This is a genomic window from Kitasatospora indigofera, assembly GCF_014655955.1.
In the GTDB taxonomy this organism is placed as follows: domain Bacteria; phylum Actinomycetota; class Actinomycetes; order Streptomycetales; family Streptomycetaceae; genus Kitasatospora; species Kitasatospora indigofera.
Map to the genome: position 1 here is coordinate 1 of NZ_BNBO01000092.1, position 21855 is coordinate 21855.

General features: G+C 74.4%; 17 protein-coding genes and 1 pseudogene. 9 read left to right on the forward strand and 9 right to left on the reverse strand.

Annotated features, from left to right (window positions below):
* Positions 1-570 precede the first annotated feature (570 nt).
* Positions 571-1485 (reverse strand): phosphotransferase, encoded by a 915-nt coding sequence (locus IE329_RS38420; protein ID WP_190215718.1) that lies wholly within the window; start codon positions 1483-1485, stop codon positions 571-573.
* A gap of 7 nt (positions 1486-1492) precedes the next feature.
* Entirely contained in the window at positions 1493-4132 is a 2640-nt protein-coding gene (locus IE329_RS38425; protein WP_308438440.1) for an ATP/GTP-binding protein, read from the reverse strand.
* A gap of 486 nt (positions 4133-4618) precedes the next feature.
* Between IE329_RS38425 and IE329_RS38430 the strand changes: the two genes are divergently transcribed.
* Entirely contained in the window at positions 4619-5419 is an 801-nt protein-coding gene (locus IE329_RS38430) for a DUF4357 domain-containing protein (RefSeq protein WP_308438441.1), read from the forward strand.
* A pseudogene (locus tag IE329_RS38435) lies at positions 5313-5741 on the forward strand (5-methylcytosine restriction system specificity protein McrC); the annotation flags it as partial. The gene IE329_RS38430 and the pseudogene IE329_RS38435, both read left to right, overlap by 107 nt.
* Positions 5742-6042: 301 nt before the next feature.
* Here IE329_RS38435 and IE329_RS41760 read toward each other — a convergent pair.
* On the reverse strand, positions 6043-7329 hold the full coding sequence (locus IE329_RS41760; RefSeq protein WP_268257388.1) for a DUF4149 domain-containing protein: 1287 nt from the start codon (positions 7327-7329) through the stop codon (positions 6043-6045).
* A gap of 344 nt (positions 7330-7673) precedes the next feature.
* Here IE329_RS41760 and IE329_RS38445 point away from each other — a divergent pair, with 344 nt between their 5' ends.
* The gene (locus IE329_RS38445) at positions 7674-9584 is read left to right on the forward strand and encodes an NAD-binding protein (RefSeq protein ID WP_229928119.1); all 1911 of its coding nucleotides are present in this window, start codon (positions 7674-7676) and stop codon (positions 9582-9584) included.
* Positions 9585-9656: 72 nt separating this feature from the next.
* On the opposite strand, the gene IE329_RS38450 is transcribed toward IE329_RS38445, so the two are convergent.
* Together IE329_RS38450 and IE329_RS38455 are read right to left on the reverse strand one after the other, a co-directional pair.
* Positions 9657-9941, reverse strand: a complete 285-nt coding sequence (locus IE329_RS38450) for an SHOCT domain-containing protein (RefSeq protein WP_190215721.1) — start codon at positions 9939-9941, stop codon at positions 9657-9659.
* Positions 9942-9999: 58 nt separating this feature from the next.
* Positions 10000-10452, reverse strand: coding sequence for a DUF6325 family protein (locus tag IE329_RS38455; RefSeq protein ID WP_190215722.1), 453 nt, complete (start codon positions 10450-10452; stop codon positions 10000-10002).
* Positions 10453-10812: 360 nt separating this feature from the next.
* Between IE329_RS38455 and IE329_RS38460 the strand changes: the two genes are divergently transcribed.
* The 4 genes from IE329_RS38460 to IE329_RS38475 all read left to right on the forward strand — a co-directional run bounded on the left by IE329_RS38460 (position 10813) and on the right by IE329_RS38475 (position 16669).
* Positions 10813-12510 carry a collagen-like domain-containing protein gene (locus tag IE329_RS38460; RefSeq protein ID WP_229928120.1) on the forward strand — a complete coding sequence of 566 codons (1698 nt, stop codon included), beginning with the start codon at positions 10813-10815 and terminating at the stop codon, positions 12508-12510.
* 147 nt (positions 12511-12657) lie between these two features.
* On the forward strand, positions 12658-15450 hold the full coding sequence (locus tag IE329_RS38465; RefSeq protein ID WP_190215723.1) for a LuxR C-terminal-related transcriptional regulator: 2793 nt from the start codon (positions 12658-12660) through the stop codon (positions 15448-15450).
* Between the two features lie 165 nt (positions 15451-15615).
* Positions 15616-15816, forward strand: a complete 201-nt coding sequence (locus IE329_RS38470) for a hypothetical protein (RefSeq protein WP_190215724.1) — start codon at positions 15616-15618, stop codon at positions 15814-15816.
* A gap of 247 nt (positions 15817-16063) precedes the next feature.
* Positions 16064-16669 (forward strand): HdeD family acid-resistance protein, encoded by a 606-nt coding sequence (locus IE329_RS38475; protein WP_229928121.1) that lies wholly within the window; start codon positions 16064-16066, stop codon positions 16667-16669.
* A gap of 149 nt (positions 16670-16818) precedes the next feature.
* On the opposite strand, the gene IE329_RS38480 is transcribed toward IE329_RS38475, so the two are convergent.
* Positions 16819-17340 carry a hypothetical protein gene (locus tag IE329_RS38480; RefSeq protein WP_190215725.1) on the reverse strand — a complete coding sequence of 174 codons (522 nt, stop codon included), beginning with the start codon at positions 17338-17340 and terminating at the stop codon, positions 16819-16821.
* 83 nt (positions 17341-17423) lie between these two features.
* Entirely contained in the window at positions 17424-17981 is a 558-nt protein-coding gene (locus IE329_RS38485) for a TetR/AcrR family transcriptional regulator (protein WP_190215726.1), read from the reverse strand.
* A 126-nt stretch (positions 17982-18107) separates the two neighbouring features.
* Here IE329_RS38485 and IE329_RS38490 point away from each other — a divergent pair, with 126 nt between their 5' ends.
* Entirely contained in the window at positions 18108-18794 is a 687-nt protein-coding gene (locus tag IE329_RS38490) for an SDR family oxidoreductase (RefSeq protein ID WP_190215727.1), read from the forward strand.
* 123 nt (positions 18795-18917) lie between these two features.
* Here IE329_RS38490 and IE329_RS38495 read toward each other — a convergent pair whose 3' ends face one another.
* Both IE329_RS38495 and IE329_RS38500 read right to left on the reverse strand, forming a co-directional pair.
* Positions 18918-19514, reverse strand: coding sequence for an HD domain-containing protein (locus IE329_RS38495; protein ID WP_190215728.1), 597 nt, complete (start codon positions 19512-19514; stop codon positions 18918-18920).
* 122 nt (positions 19515-19636) lie between these two features.
* Positions 19637-20530, reverse strand: a complete 894-nt coding sequence (locus IE329_RS38500; protein ID WP_190215729.1) for a prohibitin family protein — start codon at positions 20528-20530, stop codon at positions 19637-19639.
* Positions 20531-20840: 310 nt separating this feature from the next.
* On the opposite strand from IE329_RS38500, the gene IE329_RS38505 reads away from it, so the two are divergent.
* On the forward strand, positions 20841-21855 hold a 1015-nt coding region (locus IE329_RS38505), incomplete at its 3' end, for an APC family permease (protein WP_190215733.1).

Genomic DNA, 21855 nt, shown 5'->3' on the forward strand with positions numbered 1-21855 from the left:
TGAGCCGGCCGTCCTCGACGACGCCGCCCGGCAGGACCAGTCGGGCGCCCGCCAGGACGATCTGGTCTCCTCTGGTCACGCGTCAACCTCCCGGAGCACAGCCCGGCTGCGCAGAGCTGACGATTATTGATTGAAACAACGCTACTCTAGTCATAAATGAGCAGCCTGTCGCAGTGCTCGGGCGTGCGGAGCCCCCTCGGAGGCGCCTTGCGCCGCCTGTCGGTGCTGGGATGTGCGTCCGGGGCCGACTCCGAGGGCCCGCGGGCGGCCCAGTGGGCAGCGTGCGTAGGGCATCGGTCCGCGCGCGGGCCCGATGCTTCTTGATCTGCCGACCCGGACCAGGGGCGGCGAGAAGTGACATCAGGGTGGGTCCGCACCGACTCCCGCTTCGTCGGTCACGGCGCCCGCGGCGGCCGGGCGCAGGCTGCTGACACCCGGGCGTCACCGTGCGTCCGGCGGCGCCCCTTCGATCGGACCGAAGCCACGCGAACTCCCGGTCGTTGCAGCCCGGTTCGATCGTCGGTCAGGCTCGTACCGCGGCCGCCCTCGGCGAGCAGTCGCTCTGCTGCTTCATGCCAGGCCCCGTACCGAAGCAGCGAAATCGACCATCCTGAGATGGAAGTCGGCCCTGTCCGCGTTCGGGAAACGGACGTTGTGCCGGTAGTAGCGGTGGAACGCGATGATCAGAGCCGCGTGGACGATCTCCATGGGCAACTCGTCCAGAACCTCCTGTGGCAGCGGCCGGACACCTGTGTAGCCCTCGACGAGCAGTTCGAGTCGTCGGGGGTGGAGGCGTCCGGCCTGCTGGGCCAGTCCGACCGCAGCCATGCCGAGGTCGAGCAGTGGGTCGTCGAGCGAGATCGTCTCCCAGTCGATGACGGCGAGTGACCCGCCCGCCCGGCAGATGAGGTTGTCCGCGAAGAGGTCACCGTGGCACAGGACGGCGGAGCGTTGCCGACCGGCCTCGCGCTCGTTGACCACGGTCAGTTGCTCGGACAACCAGGCCGCGAAGGCGCGGTCCCGGAAGCCACCGATGAGGCCCTGCTGGTCGGCGGAGAGGCGCCGGGAGGCCACGGGGACCTCTGTCAGGTCGGCCGGCAGGTTGTGCAGTCGCGCCAGCAGCGCTCCGGCCTCGGTCAGCCGGTCCTCCGGCAACGGGTCGATGACCTCGCCCTCGATCCAGCGCTTGAGCAGCACCGGCTTCCCGCCGATCACCGTGGTGGAGCCCCCTCCCACCTCGGGGACCACCTCCGCCGTCGGCAGGCCGTGGGCGAACAGCACCCGCGTGTGATCGGCCAGCGCCGCCGCACTGGTGGGATCGTGGTTGTCCAGCACGGTGAGGACGAAGCAGCCCTCCGCCGTCCGGAGCTGGAAGCTGGAGTTGGCTGCGCCGCCCTTGAGGGGCTGGAGACGGGGATCGTGCAGCCCGTACGCGGAGCACAGCGCAGGGACGTCGAGATCGTCAAGAGTCGTGTAGGTGGCCAAGTCGGTTTCAGTCTCCTGTGGTGGCGAGCTGGGCGCGGCGGTCGTCGATGAGCCGCCGCCATCTGGCGCCGGTCTCCTGGACACCGTCTATCCAGTGGGCGCGGGGCAGGTCCTCGGGTGGCCGGTGCCCCGTCATCAGGTACGACAGTTCGAGCAGGTAGGCGAACTCGGCGCCCTGGACACTGAGCAGCAGCCCCTGTCTGGCGGATTCGAGCTGCTGGGGTGAGTCCGTGATCGCCGCGTCGAAGCAGACCGCGAAGCGGGCGTACGCCGCGGACGAGGTGAGGCCGTTGGCCTCGGCCTCGCGGACGACGGCCGCGGCCCGGTCGGCGAGCCCCGGGCCGGCGCCCGCGTCGCGTAGCAGGCGGGCGTTCCGCACCTGCAGTTGTGCCCACCGGGCGTCACCGCCGGTGAGCATGTCCTCGGCGCGCTGGATCTGCTCCTGGGCACGGGCACGGTCCTGGAAGGCGGCGGCGAAGGCCAGACACGCCTGGGAGAGGGCGGCCTCGCCGTGCTGGCCCTGCTGCTCGGCGTCGTCCCGGCCCTGGGCGTATGAGGCGCAGGCGCGGGTGATGTTTCCCTGGGACCACCAGACGTCACCGAGCGTACGGTGCTTGCGGCCGCGCCGGCCGAGTGCCGCGGCGGCCGTCAGGACATCGGGGAAGTGCCCGAGCCGCCGGGCGAGGTGGAGCATGCCTCGGGACGCGTCCGGGGCGAGCCGGCCACCGGCTGCGGCGACGCGGCGCATCCCGTCCATGGACTCCTGCAGCCGGCCGAGGTCCCGGTCGCACTCCGCGAGGAAGTACGCCGGCAGGTCGTTCAGCGACTCCGGCAGCAGACCGGATGCGAGCACGTCCCGCAGGGTGTCAGCGGTGAGCTGCCGGTGCTGGCGTTGTCGTCGGGCGATGGCACTGAGCGCGGCGGCGAGGGCCGTGGGGGGATTGGCGGCCGGACCGGAATGAGGGATCACGGCAGGAGTCCCGCCGGCGGACGGTGCACCGGCCGGCGGCAGCTCGACCGGCTCCCAGACGAAGTCCTCCACGTAGGCGTAGGCGGCGTCCACGAGCCAGTCGAGCCCGAGGTTGAAGTCCCGGGCGAGTCGCAGCCCTTGGTGCAGGCAGCCGAGGAGTTTTCGGCGGTCGCCGTCGGCGCGGGCGGCGCTGTACTCCGTGCCGAGGGCCGCGAAGGCCCGGGCGGCGGTGCGCTGCCAGTCCGCGGGGCTCCAGCGGTCCTCGGCGGTGGAGTCGGCGTCGCGGATCGCGGAGCGCACCAGATTGTGCAGGTAGTACGGCCAGGGGGCGGCCGGTTGGTGCTCGATGAAGGGTCTCTCCGCCAGTTGCATCGCCGGGGCGTCGCGGTCGTGGCCGGCGGCGGCCCGGGCGAGCGGGATCGAGAAGGCGTCCAGCAGGCTGACCGCGCGCAGTACCTGCCGTTCCGGCGCGGTGAGGTCACGGAAGGTCCTGGCGACCAGGGCGGGGAAGTCGTGGTTGAACTTCGCGGCGGCAGGGGCGGTGCCCTGCTGGTGGTAGAGGTCCAGGAAGCGCATGACCGCGAGGTCGAGATAGAGCGGCAGGCCGTGGGAGCGGGCGATGATGAGGTGCCTGGTCTGCTCGTCCATCAGGGGTTGTTCGTCCAGGGTCAGCCGGCGGCACAGGTAGCGTTCGGCGTCCTCGGCGGAGAGGTAGCCGATCCGGTGCTGGCGAGGGTCCTGTTCGGCGCCCGGTGCCAACAGTGGCCAGCAGCGGGTACCGACCCAGTCCAGCTGCCCCTCCAACCGGTCGTCGTCCCACTGCAGCCGGTTGCGGCCGGTGATCACGAACAGGGCGTTGGGCATCAGCCAGGCGAGTCGTTGGACGAGCCGCTCGGCGTCCCGATGGGTGCGGTCGCCGATGTCCTCGAAGGTGTCGAGGAGAACCACGAGGGTCGCGGAGCGTTCGGCCGGGAGCTGGGAAAGGTCCCAGGCCAGGAGATGGGCGTAGTAGCTGAGGGTGTCCAGGTCGGGCTCGGCCTCCAGGAGATCGGGGAGGCGGCGGCAGCCGCCCAGCGCGCGGCTCCGGAGGCGGTGGTCGCGCAGGGAGCGGACGACGGTCTTGAGCGTCTGGCCGACCAGGACACCCAGCGTTCCCGGCATCATCAGGGCCTGGGCGGTGTCGGCCAGGGCGGACCGCATCTGCTCCGGCACCGACAAGGAGGTGGAGAAGCGGCTGAAGAAGGTGTTCCGCCGGAGATACTCCTCCAGCGGCTCGCCCGGATGGTTGTGCGCCCAGTAACGGTGGAACGCCAGGTCGAAGGCGGTCATCGGCCGGCCGAGCGATGCCACCGCCACACGCAGGGCCAGCATCACGGACTCGAAACCCAGGCCTGCCTGGGTGGACAGGTCCAGCCGGACGGGGATCACCGGCCCGACGGACGGGTCGAGCGGCGGCCACTGGCGCGGGCCGTGGTCGTCGCCCGCCAGGTGTTCGGCGATCTGTCGCGAGAGGGAGGTCTTGCCGATGCCGCCGACCCCGTAGAAGGTCAGCACATTGCGGCGTGGGCTCTCCAGGTCCTCCACGTCGAAGGCCGGATCCCGCGCCTCTGCGGCCCGGGCCGTGATGCTCCGGGCGACGGCCGCCCACTCGTTCTCCCGATCGGCGAACACGTCCACGGCCTTCAGGCTTTGGTTGTTCGACCGGAACAGCGCCCGAAGATCCGAACGAGACATGGACCCGCCACCCCCAGACAGAGACCCTGACAGGAAAGCCGGCCCTCGCCCAGCCCGTGGGGACACCAAGAGTGAGAATCCGACTGCTTTGCGTGCGCGACAGTCTAGCTTCGCGGGCGAACCGGCGCTGCCGTACTTCCTGGCATGACGTCACGTCAACTTGTGCGGTGCTGCGGTGCCGGTGCTCTTCCGGGAAGGCAGGTGCCTGTCGGCGCGAGGCTCAATGGTGCCCGGAGGATCATTCGGGGTGGGGAGCAGGAGCAAACGGTGATGGACGAGAACCAGGAGTTCCGGCTGCGGTTGTCCGAGGGCGGGCCGGTCGCGCACGGGCGGTTGCTGCCGGAGAAGGGCAGCAACGGCAGTCAGAAGTTCCTGGTGTACGCAGGTGCGCCGGCTCGGGGAGAGGTTCTTCCGTCGTTCCCGGTGCGGATGGTGTCTTCCAACCGGCTGCGGGAGCGGCTGGTCGACGAGGGGAAGCTGCGTCCGTCCGAACGGTGGCCCGGGCGTCTGGAGCTGTCCGAGGACGTGGAGTGCGGCTCGCCGTCCGCCGCCGCCGAAGTGCTGCTGGGCCGGTCGGCCAACGGTTGGTGGGAGTGGCGTACCGAGGACGGCAGGGCGCTGCGGGAGTTCATGCCGGGCGTCTGGGCCGGGCCCAATCGCGCGTGGCTGGTCCGCGGTTCCAACGTCTCCGGCATCGATCTCGTCCAGCGGCTGTGGCTGCCCGAGGGGCGGGTCACCCTCGCCGCGTCCCGGCTGCGGCAGGGCGTCGGGCAGGGCACCAGCAAGGAGCAGTTGCGTACGTTCGTCAAGGAGGACTACGACTTCACGGCGACGTACGGCCAGCAGCAGGATCTCGTCGAGGAACTGCACGCCTTCCTCTCCCGGTTCAAGCCCGGCGACACGGTCTGCACCATCTCCGGTGGGCAGCTGTACGTGGGGGAGGTGACCGGGGCGGTGGAGCAGGTCGCCGCGGAGGACGGCCGGTCGAACCTGCGGCGGCCGGTCGAGTGGCAGAGCACCGGGTATCCGTACGACGAGCTGCCCGAGGAGCTCCAGCAGAAGCTCTCCGCGCAGCACGACGTCGTCGACCTCACCTCCGTGCAGGCCCTGCTCGGGGGGCTGGGACAAGCTCTTCGAGGACTTCGTCACGGTCGCCCTGCGCGAGGCCTTCAGGGGGACGGACCACGCCTGCCGGCTCCAGGACCCGCAGCACCTCGACGAGGCCGGTGAGATCCGGATGAGGCCCGACCTCGTGCTCTACGGGCCGGACGGCGCTCCGCAGGCCGTGGCCGATGCCAAGTACAAGGCCGAGAAGTCCGACGGGTACCCGGACGCCGACCTCTACCAGATGCTCGCCTACTGCACCGCCCTCGGCCTGCCGGAAGGCCACCTCGTCTACGCCAGGGGCAACGCCCCGCACGCCGCCCACCGGGTGCGGCACGCGGGCATCGTGATCCACCAGCACGCACTGGACCTGGACCGGCCCCCAGGTGACCTGCTGGCCGAAGTCCGCTCCCTGGCCCGGCAGATGCTGCCAGGCGTGACGCCGTGATCACGATCGGAACGTTCGCGGGGGCAGGAGTCAGTCAGAGCCCGTCAAGTCCGGTGTGCGGAAGGGGATGGCGAAGCTCCAGCAGCCGGCTCACGGTACCCGAGCTGCACGCGCTCAAGGGCCCTGCACCTTGCTGGTGAACGTCGTGCCGCACGCCTTGCGGGACTGCGTTCACCTCGGGCCCGGGTGAGGTGCCGATCCGTGGCGGTCCCCGTCAGAAGAGAGCGGAAACCATACCCCGGACGGCCCGCCGCCCATGCCCGAAGGCATGGACGGCGGGCCTCGCCCGGCTGGACCGGGGTCAGTTCGTCAGCGACGCAGGGACGGTGGTCTCCGGGGCGGTGGTGTCCGCCGGAGTGGTGGTCTCCGGGGCGGTGGTGTCCGCGGTGGTGGTGTCGGGGGTGCCGTCCGGGGTGCCGGCGGCGGCCGAGCGGCGGCGGGCCAGCCGGCCGGAGAGCTGGTAGGCGCCGCCCATCAGGGCGATCACGGCGACGGTCTCCAGGGTGCCCCAGACCCAGGTGGAGGTGCTGACCTGCTTGGCGGGGAGCTTGGGGAGCTTCTTGGCGGGGATCGGGGTGGCTGACTGCTCGGACACCTGCGCCTGGTAGGCCTGGTTGCGGGCGGAGCCGTGCAGGAAGGGCGCCACGAGAAGCAGGGCCAGGGCGAGCAGCACCTCGACGGCGACCACCAGCGGGAACTTCCGGAGCAGCACGGTGACCAGCGGGCGCTCGTCCCCCTCGTCGCGCAGCGCGTCCAGCCGGGGGTGCAGCCAGAACTGGTTGAAGGTGCCGAGGAGCAGCAGGCCGCCGAAGATGAGGATCTTCACGCCGAGCACGCGGCCGTACATGGTGGTGACCAGCTGGGTGAGGCCGTCCACGTGGGCCCAGTACAGGAACAGGCCGGACAGGGTGATGGCGGCGACGCAGGCCATGGCGGCGACGGAGAAGCGCCGGACGGCCAGGGACCAGAAGGCGCGCCGTTCGGCGGTGGGCACGGCGCCGGGGGCGGCGAGCAGCAGCAGGCCGGCCAGGCCGCCGAACCAGACGCCGCCGCCGAGCAGGTGCAGCATCCAGATCAGGGTGTCGAAGCTGCCGCGGCCCCAGTCGGCGGGCGCCTTGGTGGGGAACTTGGTGGCGCCGAGGGCGACCGAGGCGGCGGCGAGGCCGGCGCCGAGCAGCGGGCCGCGGGCCCGGCCGGCGGCGACCGTGCGGACCGTCAGCGGGGCGGCGAGGGCGGCGGCCACCAGTGCGAAGGTGACCTCCAGCCCGGAGAGCCGGCCGGCGTTGGTGCCGTCGTAGAGGGAGTTCCACGCGGCCGACCAGTCGTAGCCGCCGCTCTTCGAGGCCTTGTGGGCGAGTTCGGTGAGCACGGCCGGGGCGGCGAGGACGCCGGCGACGACCGCGCCCCAGGCGATCCGGGCGGTGACGGCGGGGAGCGCGGCGGGGGCCGTGCGGGCGGCGGCGGGGCCGGTGGACAGCACGGCGAGGGCGATCAGGCCGACCAGGCCCATCAGGGTGACCCAGGTGCTCCAGGCCACGGCGCTGTCGACGAAGGGACCGAGGGGGGTGGAGGGAGCGGCCGCCGCCAAGGACGTCAGGGCAGGGGGTATCACAGGCGAGGGCACGGGGGGGCCTTCCATCAGCAGGGGGAAACAGGGGCTTAGGGTAGCCATACCTAATCCACCTCGCAACACTCTGTGGAAGGACGGTATCGGCCGTCGTCGCGGGCGGAGTGCGCCGATCCGGTCGCACCGAGGGGTCCTGTCCTTCACGGACAAGGCCCGTTCGTGTACGTGGCCCGGGCGGCCGGCGCCGGGCGAGCGGGCTCCGCCGGACCCGCTGGTCACGGCCTGTCAGGAACAGGCGGTGGTGGGCGCGGTGGATCACGGCGAGGCGCTGCCGTGCCCGCCCGCCGCCGGGCAGACTGGCGGCCATGTCACTCACACCGCCCGCCGGCCGGCGCACCGCCGGACCAGGAGAAACCGCCGGACCGGGGGACACTGCCGGACCGGCCGGTCCCAGCGCCGGGGCGCACGGGCTGCCACGTCAGCAGGCATCCCGGCACGCGGCCGCGGGCGGGCACATGGTGATCTGCGGCGACGACGCGCTGGCACACCGTCTGACGGTGGAACTCACCCGGCTGTACGGGCAGCGGGTGACCGTCGTCCTGCCGTCCGCCGAGCGCGGCCACGGCCCGCAGATCCAGGCGCTCCGCACCGAGCAGGGACTGCCGGTGGAGATCGTCGAGGCCGCCGTGCTCGACCATGCGGCGCTGGCGGCGGCCGGCGTCCGGAACGCCGTCGCGCTGGCGCTGACCTCGGAGGACGACCAGGCCAACATCCATGTGGCGCTGCGGGCCCGCAGGATCAACCCCGCGCTGCGGCTCACCGTCCGGGTGTACAACCGCAAGCTCGGCCGGCGCGTCGAGCAGCTCCTCGACCGGGCCGCCGCCGCCCGCCGCCCGGACCTCCCGGCGGCCGCCCAGGAGGCCTCCACCACCGTCCTCTCGGCGTCGGCCACCGCCGCTCCGGCCCTGGTCGCCGCCACCGTGGCCGGCCTCAGCCACGTCGTCCCCGTCGACGGGCAGCTGCTGCGCGTGACGGAGGTCGCGCCCGGCGGGGCCACCGCGGGCCGCGAGGTCGCCGTCCTGGCCGCCCGGGCCGGGCGGCCCGAGCATGACCGCGCCGAGGAACTCCTCCCCGACCCGGCCCAACTCCCGCCCGAGGGCCGCCGCACCGTGCTGGAGCTCGTCGGCCGGGCGCAGGCGCCGAGCCGTCCGCGCCGGCTGCCCGGCCTGTCCGCCCCGCCGCTGGGAGCACTGTTCTCCCGTCGCCTGCGCTGGGCCCTCGCGTCCCTCGCCGCCCTGGTGGTGCTGTTCGCCGCGCTCACCGCGGCGGTCAGCGGGACCACCCCGCAGCACGCGGCCTGGCTCACCGTCATGGACGTGCTGGGCGTGGGGGACCCGGCCGCCGAGGACGGCTCCGGGCGCAAGATCCTGCAGATCCTCACCGCCGTCAGCGGAATGCTGGTGATGCCGCTGATGATCGCCCTCGCCCTGGAGGCGCTCGGAGCCTTCCGCAGTGCTTCCGCCCTGCGCCGCCCGCCCCGCGGACTGGCCGGCCACGTCGTGCTGGTGGGCCTCGGCCGGGTCGGCAGCCGCGTGCTGGAGAGCCTGTGGGACCTGAACGTCCCGGTGGTCTGCGTGGAGCGCGACCCGACCGCCCTCGGGGTGGCGACGGCCCGGGCGTACGGAGTGCCGGTGGTGATCGGGGACGCCACCCAGGAGGGCGTGCTGGAGGCCGCGAAGATCGGCCGGAGCGCCGCCCTGGTCACCCTGACCGGCAACGACAGCGCCAACCTCGAAGCGGCGCTGCACGCCCGTGAGGGAAACCCCGAGGTCCGGGTGGTGCTGCGGCTGTTCGACGACGACTTCGCCGGCGTCGTCTACCGTGCGCTGCGCGACTCGTACCCGCGGGCCGACACCCGCAGCGTCTCCTTCCTCGCGGCGCCCTCGTTCGCCTCCGCGATGATGGGCCGCCAGGTGCTCGGGGCGATCGCGGTGGGCCGGCAGGTGCTGCTGATCGCGGCCGTGGAGGTCACCGCCAACCCGCTGCTGAACGGGCTGACCGTGGCCGAGGCGCAGCGCGCGGGTTTCTGGCGGATCCTCGCCGTCGACCTCCGGGAGCCCTCCGCACGCACCCCGGACCTGGCCCGGCCGGCGGGCGACGGGCCGGAGCTGCTCTGGGACCCGGCGCCGGACCGCCGCCTGGCCGACGGCGACCTGGTCGTCGTCGCGGCCACCCGCCAGGGCCTCGGCGCGCTGACCTACGGACGCCCGTCCTGAGCGGCCGGCGGCCGGTGGCCCGCGCGGGTGATCCGGGCGGGCGATCCGGGCCGGCGGCCGCCGGGCGGTGGGTCAGCTGCTGAGGATGCGGGCCTTCTGGGCGGCGAACTCCGCCTCGGTGAGGACGCCCTGGTCCTTCAGGGCGGCCAACTCCTTGAGCTGGTCGAGCTTGTCGTCCATGGACGCGGGGCCGGGCGCCGCCGGTGCGGGCTGGGCCGGTGCGGGTGCCGGTGCGGCCTGCGGTGCCTCCTGGCTCGCCCAACGGTTGGCCTGGCGACGGGAGACGCGGTTGGAGACGGTGGTCGCCGTACCGGCGATGACGGCGGTGCGGGCGACGCCGCGCAGTAGTCCGGGCATGGTTTCCTGCCTGGGGTGAGAGGGCGGACGGGTCGGGGTCGGGAACGGGACGGTGCGGTCAGGCCTTGGCGTCGAGCGCGTCCAGCGCCTCGATCAGATCCTCGACCGGGACGTGCCCCCGCGCGATCATGCGGGCACCCGCACGGCGGAGGGCGGCGGCCAGCGGCGCGGCCCAGAGGTTCTCGTAGAGCAGGACGGCGGCGGAGTCGCCCGGGGCGAGGATCGCGCCGGCCTGGCTGCGCTCCTCCTCGCCGAGCAGACCGGAGGAGACGCCCTCGAACACGGCGAGGTCGAGTTGGCCGTCGCCGTTGACGTCGGCCAGCTCGATGCCGGTCACCGAGCCGTCCTCCTCCTTCCTGACGAAGGTCAGGTCGAGGATCCGGATGATGCCGCGGTCGACCAGGTCGGCGAGCAGGGGCATCCCCTCCCCGGTCAGACGGCTGCCGGGGAACTCGACGATCAGGTAGTCGATGGGGCCCGGTTCGATCGGTTCGCTGGATTCGTTGCTCACGTCAACTCCTATCGGTGACGTCCGGTGCGCGGGTGCCGGGCGTCCGGGGCGGGTTCGCTCCGGCGCCCTCGTACGGTCCCCGCCCCGGCCGGGGGCGCGCCGCGGCCTGCCGCGGAACGCCGCGGCCGCCGTCCGGCCACGGACGGGTGCGCTCCTGCGACGCTAACGCTAAATCCCCGCCCCGGCGCTCCGGATCACCTGCGGAGGGTGACCCGGCCGGGCCGCTCCGGTCGCTCCCGCCCGGGACCGGGGTCACCCTGCTGGGGTACTCCTGCTCGCCGTCCGGGCCCGGCGGGCTTTCGCTGGGGTGGTGGCCCGTGACGGCGACTCGCTGTCGGGGAGCGCGACCGAGGAGCGACCATGACACCGACCGGACCCGACGGGCCGCCCGAATCCGACGGCCGGCCAGGACCCGACGGTCCGCCGGCATCCGACGGGAGCCCGGGCCCCGACGCCGGCTCCGACGTCGGCCCGGCCGGGACGTCCGGTCCCGGCAAGGAGTCCGCCGCTCCCGGGACGTCCGGTCCCGGCAAGGAGTCCGCCGCTCCCGGGACGTCGGGTCCCGGCAAGGAGTCCGCCGCTCCCGGGACGTCCGGTGCTGCCGGAGCGTCCGGACTCGGCAAGGAGCCCGGTGCGGCCGGGTCGTCCGGACTCGCCAAGGAGCCCGCCGCTGCCGGCCCGTCCGCCCCCGGCCCCGCCGCTGCGGGCCCGTCCGTCCCCGGCGGGCCGGCCGCCGCCGGGGACGAGAGCGAGGAACTCGCCGCCCTGCACCGCAGGGTCGCGCAGTTGGAGGCCCGGGAGACGAGCCGGCCCCAGCACCACCGGCTGCGCACCACCGGTTCGGTGGTGCTGGTGGTCATCGCGTCCGTCCTCTCGCTGCTGGCCGTCATCGCGGTGTGGGCCCACGACGAGGTCACCGACACCGACCGGTTCGTCGCCTCGATGGCGCCGCTCGCCCGCAACCCCGACGTGCAGAACGCCCTCGCCAACCGCATCACCACCGCCGCCGTCGACCAGATCGACGTCAAGGCGGTGGTGAACGACCTCTCCTCGGCCGCCGCCGACCAGGGCGTGCCCCCGAGGCTCGCCCAGCTGCTGGGCGGCCTGACCGGGCCGCTGGAGAGCGCGCTCACCAACCTCGTGCACAGCGCCGCCGAGCGGGTGGTGACCAGCGACGCCTTCGCGACGGTGTGGGAGACGGCGTTGCGGGCCGGCCACGCCAGCATGGTGAAGGCGCTGACCGGCCAGGGCGGTGGCACCGTCCAGCTGAAGAACGACGAGGTCACCATCGACATCGGGCCGGCCGTCGAGCGGGTGAAGACCCAGCTGGTCGACGCGGGCTTCGGGCCGGCCTCGAAGATCCCCGCCGTGCACACCGACTTCGTGGTCTTCTCCTCGCCCGACCTCGCCAAGATCAAGAGCGGCTTCCGGCTCCTGGAGGTGCTCGGCAACTGGATGCCGGTCATCGTCGTGCTGGTCGCCGCGGCCGGCGTCTTCACCGCCTTCAACCGGCGTCGGGCCCTGATCGGCGCCTGCCTGGGGATCGGGGCGGCGATGCTCCTGCTGGGCATCGCACTGGCCGTCTTCCGCTCCTACTTCCTGGACCACCTGCCCGCCGACGCCTCGCCCGACGCGGCCGCCGCGGTGTACGACGCCCTGGTCACCTACCTGCGCCGGGCCGTCCGGGTGGTCGGGGTGCTGGCCGTCGTGGTCGCCCTCGGGGCCTTCCTGATCGGGCCGTCGCGGGCCGCCGTGACCGTCCGTTCGGTCAGCGGCCACGGTGTCGCCGCCGTCCGCTCGGCCGCCGACTCGGCCGGGTTCCGGGCCGGCCCGGTGGAGCCGTTCGTCCGCCGCTGGAAGCGCTGGATCGGCATCGCCGTCCTGCTGGTGGCCGCGTTGGTCTTCGCCTTCTGGGACCACCCCAGCGGCGTGGTGGTGTTCTGGTTCGCCGTGGTGGTGCTGGCCGCCTTCGCCGTCCGGGAGTTCCTCGCCCCCAGCTACCCGTCCCCGCCGCCCGCCGCTCCCGCCGCCGGGCAGGGCCGGACCGCGGACGCCTGACCCCGTGCCTGGGGCGGCCGCAGCACCCGGCCACCGCCGGCGCGGCCGCCCCCGGCACCTTCGCCTTGCGGGTCCACCGGCGCCGGTCGAAGATCGGAGACAGGCCGTGGATTCCGGCGGGTACCGAGCCTTGAGGCGGTGATCGCCGTGACCGGACGTCCGGGGCACCCGGCGGGAGCCCTCCGCCGGGCCGCCGCGCCCCGCGCCGACCCCGCCCTCGCCGGGCGGCTCGGCGTCCCGCCCGTCCCCGCCACCTTCGTCCGCCGGGCCCGCCTGGCCGACCGTCTCGCCCGGGGGGTGCGGGAGCACCCGCTGGTCCTGGTCGACGGACCGGCCGGCGCGGGCAAGACCCTGCTGGTCTGCGACTGGCTCCGGACCTCGCCGCCCCCGCACCCGGCGGCCTGGCTGACGGTGGAGGCGGAGGACAACTCCCCGGCCGTCTTCTGGCACGACGTCGGCCAGGCGCTGCACCGGGCCGGCGCGCTCCCGCGGGCCGTCGGCGCGGCACGCCGCGCGGCCCCCGCCGGACGGCCCCCCAGGCACCTGGCGACCGGTCTCGGCCTGCGCCGGGACCCGGTGGTGGTCGTCCTGGACGAGTTCGAGCGGATCACCGACCCGGAGGTCGCCACCGGCCTGGACCACCTGCTGCGCCACTGCGGCGGGATGCTGCGCCTGGTGCTGGTCAGCCGCAACGAGCCGCTGCTGCCGCTGCACCGCTACCGCGCCGCGGACGAGATCACCGAGATCCGCGCCGCCGACCTGGCGTTCTCCGAGGAGGAGAGCTCGGCCCTGCTGACCCGGCACGGCCTCGCGCTGTCCGGCCCGGACGTCCGGGTGCTGACCGGACGCACCGAGGGGTGGGCCGCCGGACTGCGGCTCTGGGCGCTGGCCGCCGCCCGCAGTCCGGACTGCGGGCGGTACCTCAAGGAGTTCGAGGCGGGGCACAGCACGATCGCCGACTTCCTGCTGGCGGAGGTGCTCGACACCCAACCGGCCGGGACCCGGGACCTGCTGCTGCGCACCAGCATCCTCGACCGGATCCATCCGGCCCTGGCCGACGCCCTGACCGGCAGCCGGGACGCGGAGCGGATCCTCGACGAACTCGCCCGGGCGAACGCCTTCGTCACCCCGCTGAACGGCCCCTGGTACCGCCAGCACCCGCTGTTCGCGGAGATCCTCCGGGTCCACCTGCGGGCCCGGCACCCGGGGCTGCCGCCCGAGCTGCACCTGGCCGCCGCCCGCTGGCTGCAGCGGGCCGGCCTGCTGGACGAGGCGCTGCGGCACGCGGTGGCCGCCGACCGCTGGGACCTCGCCGCCGCCTGGTTCGCCGGCGGCCCGGCGGTGGACCAGTTCTTCTCGTCCACCGGCCCCGGGCGGTCGGCGGCGCTGTTCGACGCCATGCCCGCCGGGCTGGAGGGACCGTGCGCCGAGCTGATCCGGGCCGCCCGGGCCCTGGCCGCCGGCGACTGCGCGGCCGGGACGGCCCATCTGGACCGGGCCGCCGCCGGACTCACGGCAGCCGAGGACGACGCGCCCGCCCGGCTCACCGCGGCGGTCCTGCGCCTGGTGGCTGCCCGGCTGACCGGTTCGGCGCCGGGGGCGGTGGAGGCGGCCCGGACGGCCGACCGCCTGCGCCGGACCGTCCCGGCCGATCCCGGGCGTGAGCACCAGGTGCTGCCGGTACGGCTGTTCACCGACCTGGCGGCCGTCCGGCTCTGGTCGGGCGATCCCGGCGCGGCCCGCGCCGCCCTGCTGGCGGCCGTCGCCGAGGCGCCGGGCGCCGAGCACCCGGAGCGGTACGAGCCGCTGGGGCTGCTCGCCCTGGTGGAGCTGCTGGGCGGGGCCGTCGGCCCGGCGGAGCGGCGGGCCCGGCAGGCCCTCGCCGAGGCCGGGACCTGGGAGGCGGAGGGCACCGGCCGGGCCGCGATCGCCCACCTCGTCCTGGCGTGGATCGCCCTGGAGCGGGGCGATCCGGCAGTTGTCCGGAGCCACGCCCGGCGGGTCCCGGCGGCGGAGGCCGGTGCGGTGACGGGCGGTGCGGTGGACGGCGGGGCCGGGGACAACGGCGTGGTGGACAGCGCTGCGGGGCACGGTGGTGCGGGGGAGAGCGGTGCCGTGGACGGCGGCGCCCCGGTGGTCGGGTCCGGCCCGGGCGGGGATCCGCTGCGGATCGTCCTCGGGGCCGTGGTCCGCGCCCGGTTCGCCCTCCGGAACGGCGACCCCCGGCGCGCGCTGGCCCTCCTGGCGGCCGCCGAGCACCCCGGCGCCGCCGGGGAGCCCTCGCCCTGGGCCCGGGGGCTGATCGCGCCGGTCGCCGCCGAGGCCCTGGTGGCGGCCGGCGCGGCCGGAGCCGCCGTCGGCCTGCTGCCGGCCGGCCAGGCCCGCAGCCCCGAACTGGCCCTGGCCACGGCCCGGGCCCGGTTCGCCGCCGGCGACCGCGGGGCCGCCGCCAGGGCGCTGCCCCGCACACCGGCCGGGCCGCCCGCCACCGTCACCCGCATCCTGCTGCTGAAGGCCGAGGCCGGCGCGGCGGACGGCGACGAACGGACGGCCGCGCACCTGCTCACCCGCGCGCTGGCCACCGCCCGCCCCGACCGCCTGCGCGGGCCCTTCCTGGAGGCCGGCCCCTGGCTGGCGGCCTTCCTGCGGCGGCGGCCGGACCTCACCGCGGACCACGGCTGGCTGCCGGAGCCGCTGCGCCGCCGGGCGGCGCCCGTGCCCGGCCCGGCCGAGGACGCCCCGCCGGTCGAACCCCTCAGCCGGCGCGAACGGGAGGTGCTGGAACGGGTGGCGCAGCTGATGTCGACGCAGGAGGTGGCCGCGGACCTCCAGTTGTCCGTCAACACCGTCAAGACCCACCTCAAGAGCATCAACCGCAAGCTGTGCACGAGCCGTCGCACCGAGGCGGTCCGCCGGGCCCGCCGGCTGCACCTGCTCTGAGCCGCTGTACCTGCTCCGAGCCGCCGGGCCGGCCGGGCCCGGGGCGGCCGGGGGCCCGGCTCACCTCTGCGGGGTGATGACCGCCCGGCCCCCGGCCGCGAGCCTGGAACCCGGAGAGAGGGGGCCTGGGACGCCCGGCACGGGCGGGCCGATTCGGAGGCGCGCATGCGGTACGAGATCCGGGTCGCCGGCGCCATGTCCGACACCATGCTCGACGAGGGCTTCCCCGAGCTGGAGAGCTTCGTGATCGCCAGCCAGACCGTGCTGGTCGGCCCGATCGTGGACGAGGCGCACCTGTACGGGCTGCTGGCCCGGTTCCAGCTGCTGGGCCTGCGCGTCACCGAGCTGCGGCAGCTGCCCGAGTGACCGGACCGCCCTGCCACCGTACCGACCCGGCCCCGGCCGTCGCCGCCCGTCGGACCGGCCCTCCGTCGGCCCCCTTCGTCCCTCGCACCACCCCTGGCGGGTGATCTCCTCCGGGCCCGGGCGGCGCACACTGCAGCTGTCGTCGCAGCCCGGAACCCCGTGGCGCGGGGCGGCCCGGCCGGATCCAGCCGCCGGGCGGCCCGGCCGACCGGGCCCGTACCGGACGACCCGGACGAGGAGGCCCATCGTGACCACTGCTCCCACCCCGGACCAGGCCGACCCCCAGGACTGGCTGGCCGTCGTCGGCCGGTCCTGGTCGTGGACGCTCGGGTTCGGCGTCCTGACCGCCGTCGCCGGCATCCTGATGCTCAGCTGGCCCGAGGAAACCGCCCGCGTGGTCGCCGTGATCATCGGGCTGCAACTGCTCGTGGCAGGGGTCGTCCGCTTCGTGACGGCCTTCACCCACGACACCTCGGGCGGCGCCCGGGTGCTGTACGTGCTGCTCGCCCTGCTGTCGGTGCTGGCCGGTGTGCTCTGCCTGCGCCACCAGCTCCAGACGGTCGGCTTCCTCGCCCTGGTGGTCGGCGCCTACTGGCTGCTGGGCGGCATCCTCGCGCTGTACGTGGCGATCGCCGGCCGGGGCCTGCCGGGCCGGGGGCTGGCCGGGTTCCTCGGCGCGCTGGGCATCCTGGCCGGGATCGTGGTGCTCAGCTACCCCGTCGAGTCCGCGGTCGCGCTGGCCAGGCTGATCGGCCTCTGGCTGCTGCTGCTCGGGCTGTTCGAGGCCGGCTCCGCGCTCGTCCTGCGCCACGCGGCCCGTTCGGCGAGCCGGGCCGGGGCCGCGGCGGGCTGACGGGAGGGCAGGCCGGCGCAGAGCGGGGCCCACCGGGGACGACGGCCGGCGGGCCCCGCTCCGCGGAGCGCCCACGCGTACGGGCCCCGGCGCGTACGGGCCTCGGCGCGTACGGGCCGCACGAGCACCGCGGGCCGCCCGTACGCCCCTCAGTGGCCGATGCCCGCCTTGGCCGCCACGATGATCAGGCCGAGCACCAGGTTGACCCCGGCCTCGATGCCCGCCTCGCGGCGCGAGGCGCTGGCGTGCAGCGCCCCGAGATAGGCCCAGGTGACCTGCTGCGCCACGGCGACGCCGAGGGCGAACCAGCCGGTCGCGACCAGGCCCAGGCCCAGCAGCGGGCTGACGGCCACCGCGATGCTCGGCAGGACGGCCGCCTCGACGATGGACCACTCGTGGCCCCCGACCCGGCGGGTCTCCGCCCAGGTGATCTTCCGGCCGGCGGACCGCTCGCCGGTGAGCCGGGCGTAGACGTGGGCGGCCCAGAAGACCAGCCCGGTGACGAGCAGCAGCACCACGGTTTCGAGGCGGGGGAAATCGCCGACCGAGCTGGTGGCGGCGATCACGGAGGCGGCCAGCAGGGATCCGTAGACGGCTCCCGAGTAGTCCGTCCGCGCGGGCGCGGGGCCGTCCGGCTCGGGCCGGCGCGGCCACGGGAGAAGTCGGTGCACCGGCTCACCCTACGTTCGCGGGGCCGTCGTCGCCCGCCGCGCCACGCGTCGGGGCGGCCCGGTTCGAGGGCCGGCCGGGCCGGTCAGCCGGCGTCCGAGAGCGCCGCGTGCGCGGCCCGGAGGATCTCGTCGGACAGCTCGGAGCCCTCGGTGGCCCGGGCCAGCAGCAGGCCGCCGACCAGGGTGGCCAGCCGGGCCAGGCCGTCCTCGGGGTCGTCGGCGAGCCAGCCGGCGAACTCGCGCACACCCTCGGTGTAGACCTCGCGGGCGGCCGTCCCCGGGTCGCGGGCCATGTCGGCGGCCAGGGCGGCGGCCGGGCAGCCGGTACCGGCGTCGTCGCGGTGCCGGGGCGACAGGTAGTGGTCGATCAGGCCCTGGCGGGCGGCGTCCGGGCGGCCGTCGTGCTCGCGCAGCTGCTCGGTGCGGTGAGTCGTCAGTTCGGTGAACGCGTGTGCCGCGGCCTCCTCGACCAGGGCCTCCTTGGAGGCGAACTGCTTGTAGAAGCCGCCCTGGGTGAGGCCGGCCGCCTCCATCAGGTCCGCCACGCTGACGCCGGTGCCGCGCTCCCTGAACAGCCGGGAGGCGGTGGCCACCACGCGCGCCCGGTTCTCCTGCGCCTGTGCCTGTGACACGCGGCCCATGCGGCCACCTCCCCGGATTGGATGTCGCTTGCCATCTATCCTACGGGCCTGTTTAGATTATGAGCAGAATCTATTCAGGGCGCCCGCCCCGGCGGCGCCCGCCGCCCACCCGAGGGAGACCGAACCATGGACCTCAAGAACTCCGTCGCCGTCGTCACCGGTGCCAACCGCGGCCTCGGCAGGCACCTGACCGCCCAGCTGCTCGGACGCGGCGCGAAGGTGTACGCCGCGGCCCGCCGCCCGCAGGAGGTGGACGTGGCGGGCGCCGTGCCGCTGCACCTGGACCTGGCGGACCCCGGGTCCGTCGCGGCCGCCGCCCGCGTCGCCTCCGACGTGACGCTGCTGGTGAACAACGCCGGGGTCGCCACCGGCACCCCGCTGATCGCCGGCGAGGAGGCGACCGTGCGGTTCGAGATGGAGACCAACTACTTCGGCCCGCTGCTGGTCACCCGGGCCTTCGCGCCGGTGATCGAGGCCAACGGCGGCGGCGCCGTCCTCAACGTGCTCTCGGCGCTGTCCTGGCTGCACCTGCCGGAGCACGGCGCCTACAGCGCGGCCAAGGCCGCCGCCTGGGCACTGACTGGCGCCGCCCGACTGGAGCTGGCGCCCCGCGGCATCGCCGTCTCCGCGCTGCACGTGGGCTTCATGGACACCGAGATGGCCGCCCACGTCCCCGCGGACCGGAAGACCGACCCGGCGTCGGTGGCCGCGCAGGCGCTGGACGGACTGGAGCACGGGCTGCCCGAGATCCTCGCCGACGAGGTCAGCCGCCGGATCAAGCAGGGCCTGGCCGGGTCGCCCGCCGCCGCCTGACGCCCGCCGCCGATCGACACCGGCGAACGGCCGGCGCCCGTACCGCCCGCCGTTCGCGGCGCTGGTCGCACCCGCGAGGGCCGGGTCACGCCCGTAGGTGCCGGTCGCACCCGTAGGCGCCGGTCACACCCGCAGGGTCGCGCCCTGCTGATGGGCGTGTCCGTACTCGGCGACCAGGCCGGCCAGCTCCGGCCGGCCGAACTCGGCGGTCAGCTCGTGGAAGGCGGCCACCTTGTCCGCCCCGAAGCGCGCCACCTGGCCGGCGTACGCGTCCGTGTCGAGGAACCTCGGCGGGGTGCTCTTCGAGTGGAACTTGTCCGCGTACATCACCAGGCGCTCCTCGGCGCTCACCGCGAGGTAGTCGCCCGGCGGGATCGGCAGGCACTGGCTCTCGATGTCGTGGCGGGTCAGGCCGACCCCGGTGTGGCAGGAGGCGAACCGGCAGAGTTCCTCGGGCAGGCCCTCGGCGCGGAGGATCTCGTGCCCCAGCACGCCGTGGCGGATGTAGGGGTCGCCGGCCAGCCGGTACACACCGATGTCGTGGAGCAGCGCGCCGATCTCCACGAGTCCGGCGTCCACCCCCGGTCCGGCGCGCTCGGCGAGCCGGACGGCGATCCGCGCCACGATCTCGCAGTGCGTCAGCACCAGGGCGAGGTCCTCGCCGGTGGGTGCGTACTTCTCGTGCAGGGCGCGCACGCTCCGGATGCTGGGAAGGGCCACGCCCGCAGCGTAGCAACGGCCCGGGCCGGCCCCGCGGGCGGGCGCCGCCGGGTGCTGCCGGGCGCCGCCGCTCCGGGCCCGGGGCGGACCCGGACCCGGAGCGCCCGGCGGGCGGGCACGGCCTACCGCTTGGTGCCGTCCACGATCAGCGGCGAGCTGCCGGAGCCGGAGCCGCAGGGGCTGGCGTAGACCGGGTTCTTCTCGGCGGCGGCCCTGAAGGCCTCGTAGCACTGGCTGAGCAGGATCTTGTCGGTCAGCGAGTTGGCGATCACCGTGTTGGCGGCGGCCGTGCTCTCGGCCTCGATCCTCCGCTTCTCCGCCTCGGCCTTCGCGGTCAGGACGGCGGCGGCGGCCTGCTGGGTCGCCTGGTCCTGCTGGATCTTCTGGTCGATCGCCTTCTGCAGCACGTCGCTCGGCTTGACGTTGCGCAGGTTCACGCTGTTGACGATGATGCCGCGCGGGGACAGCCGTTGGGTGATCAGCTGCTCCATCTCGGCGCTGATCGCCTCCCGTTGGGTCGCGTAGCCCTCCACGCTGGTGTGCTTGGCGAAGACGTTGCGGACGATCTCCCGGGTGTCCGGGTACACCAGCCGCTGCTGGACGTTGGCGGCGCTGCCGGACAGCTTGTAGAGGGCGAGCGTGTGCTCGGGGTCGATCGCCCACTTCACGGTGAGGTCCACGTACAGCACCCCTCCCTCGGAGGAGCGCACCTCCACGGTGTCGTCGCCGGTGAGGTTGAGGTCGGACGGCCGGGTCGAGTAGGTGGTGACCTCGGTCAGCGGCGACTTCAGGTGCAGCCCGGGCTTCCAGGTGCCGCCCACCGAGCCCAGCGAGGTCGGGACCCCCACCTCGTACGGCTCGACGATGTAGGTGAACGAACTGAGGGCCAGCAGCAGGCCCAGGGCGCCGACCAGCAGGCCGGTGAGGGTCGCGAAGCGGAAGCCGACGATCGAGCGGCGTTTGAGGACCAGCAGGACGATGCCGGCGACGAGGAGCAGGACGGCGAAGTAGAACATGGTGCTTCCCCCTGGTCAGTACTCAGTACGGCTGTGGTGCAGGGGAATTGATGCCCGGTCGGGCCGTGGCGGAACCGCTCGCCCGGCCCCGGACGGTACGGGCGGGGGCGGGCCGGCGGCCGGGCGCCGGCCCGCCCCGGGGCGCCCCGCCCGGTCCCGTCGCGCCGGCCCTCCGGGGGTGCGCGCAGGACTGCGGCCTGCGAAAACGCTGCTCCGGGCGGGTGAACCGGCGGCGCGCCGGGCGGGCTGCGGAGGCCCGGTCGCGGGGCCGCGGCCGCATACGCTCGCCGGTGTGTTCAACGTGCCGCAGATGCTCAAGCGCCTCGTGATCGGCAGGGCGATGCGCAGCGAGGAGCTGGGGGAGACCCTGCTCCCCAAGCGCCTGGCCCTGCCGATCTTCGCTTCGGACCCGCTCTCCTCGGTGGCGTACGCCACCCAGGAGATCCTGCTGGTGCTCACCGTCGGCGGCACCGCGTTCCTCTACCTGACCCCGTGGGTGGCGGCGGCGGTCGTCGCGCTGATGGTGATCGTGGTGGCCTCGTACCGGCAGGTGGTGTACGCCTACCCGAGCGGCGGCGGCTCGTACGAGGTGGTGTCGACCAACCTCGGGCCGAACGCGGGCCTGGTGGTGGCGGCCTCGCTGCTGGTCGACTACGTGATGACGGTCGCGGTGTCGGTGGCCTCCGGAGTCGCCAACATCATCTCGGCGCTGCCCTCCCTGGCGGACTACCGGGTCGAGATGGCCGTCGGATTCGTGGCGCTGCTCGCGGCGATCAACCTGCGCGGGGTGCGGGAGTCCGGGAACGCCTTCGCCGCGCCGACCTACCTCTTCATCGCCGGCATGATGCTCATGATCGTCACCGGCCTGGTCCGGGTGGCGTTCGGGCACCCGCCGGTGGCCTCCAGCGCCCAGTACGCGATCACGCCGGAGGACGGCAAGGACACCCTGGCCGGCCTCGGGCTGCTGCTGCTCGGCCTGCGCGCGTTCGCCTCCGGCTGCACCGCGCTGACCGGCGTCGAGGCCATCTCCAACGGCGTACCGGCCTTCCGGCGGCCCAAGTCGAAGAACGCCGCCACCACCATGGCGGCGATGGGGATCACCGCCATCGTGATGTTCGTCGGGGTGACGGCCCTGGCCCTGATCGCGGACGTCCACATCACCGAGGACAGCTGCCGACTCGCCGGGTTCCCGGACTGCGCGAACACGCCCCAGCAGACGGTGATCGCCCAGCTCGCGGCCTCGGTCTTCGGCGGCGACCACAGCGTGCTGTTCTACCTGATCCAGGCGGCGACCGCGCTGGTGCTGATCCTGGCGGCGAACACCG

Excerpts from the sequence above, each read along its gene's own strand:
- IE329_RS38430 (WP_308438441.1), top strand. The coding sequence starts at position 4,619 with ATGGTGTCTTCCAACCGGCTGCGGGAGCGGCTGGTCGACGAGGGGAAG.
- IE329_RS38445 (WP_229928119.1), top strand. The coding sequence starts at position 7,674 with ATGTCACTCACACCGCCCGCCGGCCGGCGCACCGCCGGACCAGGAGAA.
- IE329_RS38450 (WP_190215721.1), bottom strand. The coding sequence starts at position 9,941 with ATGCCCGGACTACTGCGCGGCGTCGCCCGCACCGCCGTCATCGCCGGT.
- IE329_RS38460 (WP_229928120.1), top strand. The coding sequence starts at position 10,813 with ATGACACCGACCGGACCCGACGGGCCGCCCGAATCCGACGGCCGGCCA.
- IE329_RS38470 (WP_190215724.1), top strand. The coding sequence starts at position 15,616 with ATGCGGTACGAGATCCGGGTCGCCGGCGCCATGTCCGACACCATGCTC.
- IE329_RS38485 (WP_190215726.1), bottom strand. The coding sequence starts at position 17,981 with ATGGGCCGCGTGTCACAGGCACAGGCGCAGGAGAACCGGGCGCGCGTG.
- IE329_RS38490 (WP_190215727.1), top strand. The coding sequence starts at position 18,108 with ATGGACCTCAAGAACTCCGTCGCCGTCGTCACCGGTGCCAACCGCGGC.
- IE329_RS38500 (WP_190215729.1), bottom strand. The coding sequence starts at position 20,530 with ATGTTCTACTTCGCCGTCCTGCTCCTCGTCGCCGGCATCGTCCTGCTG.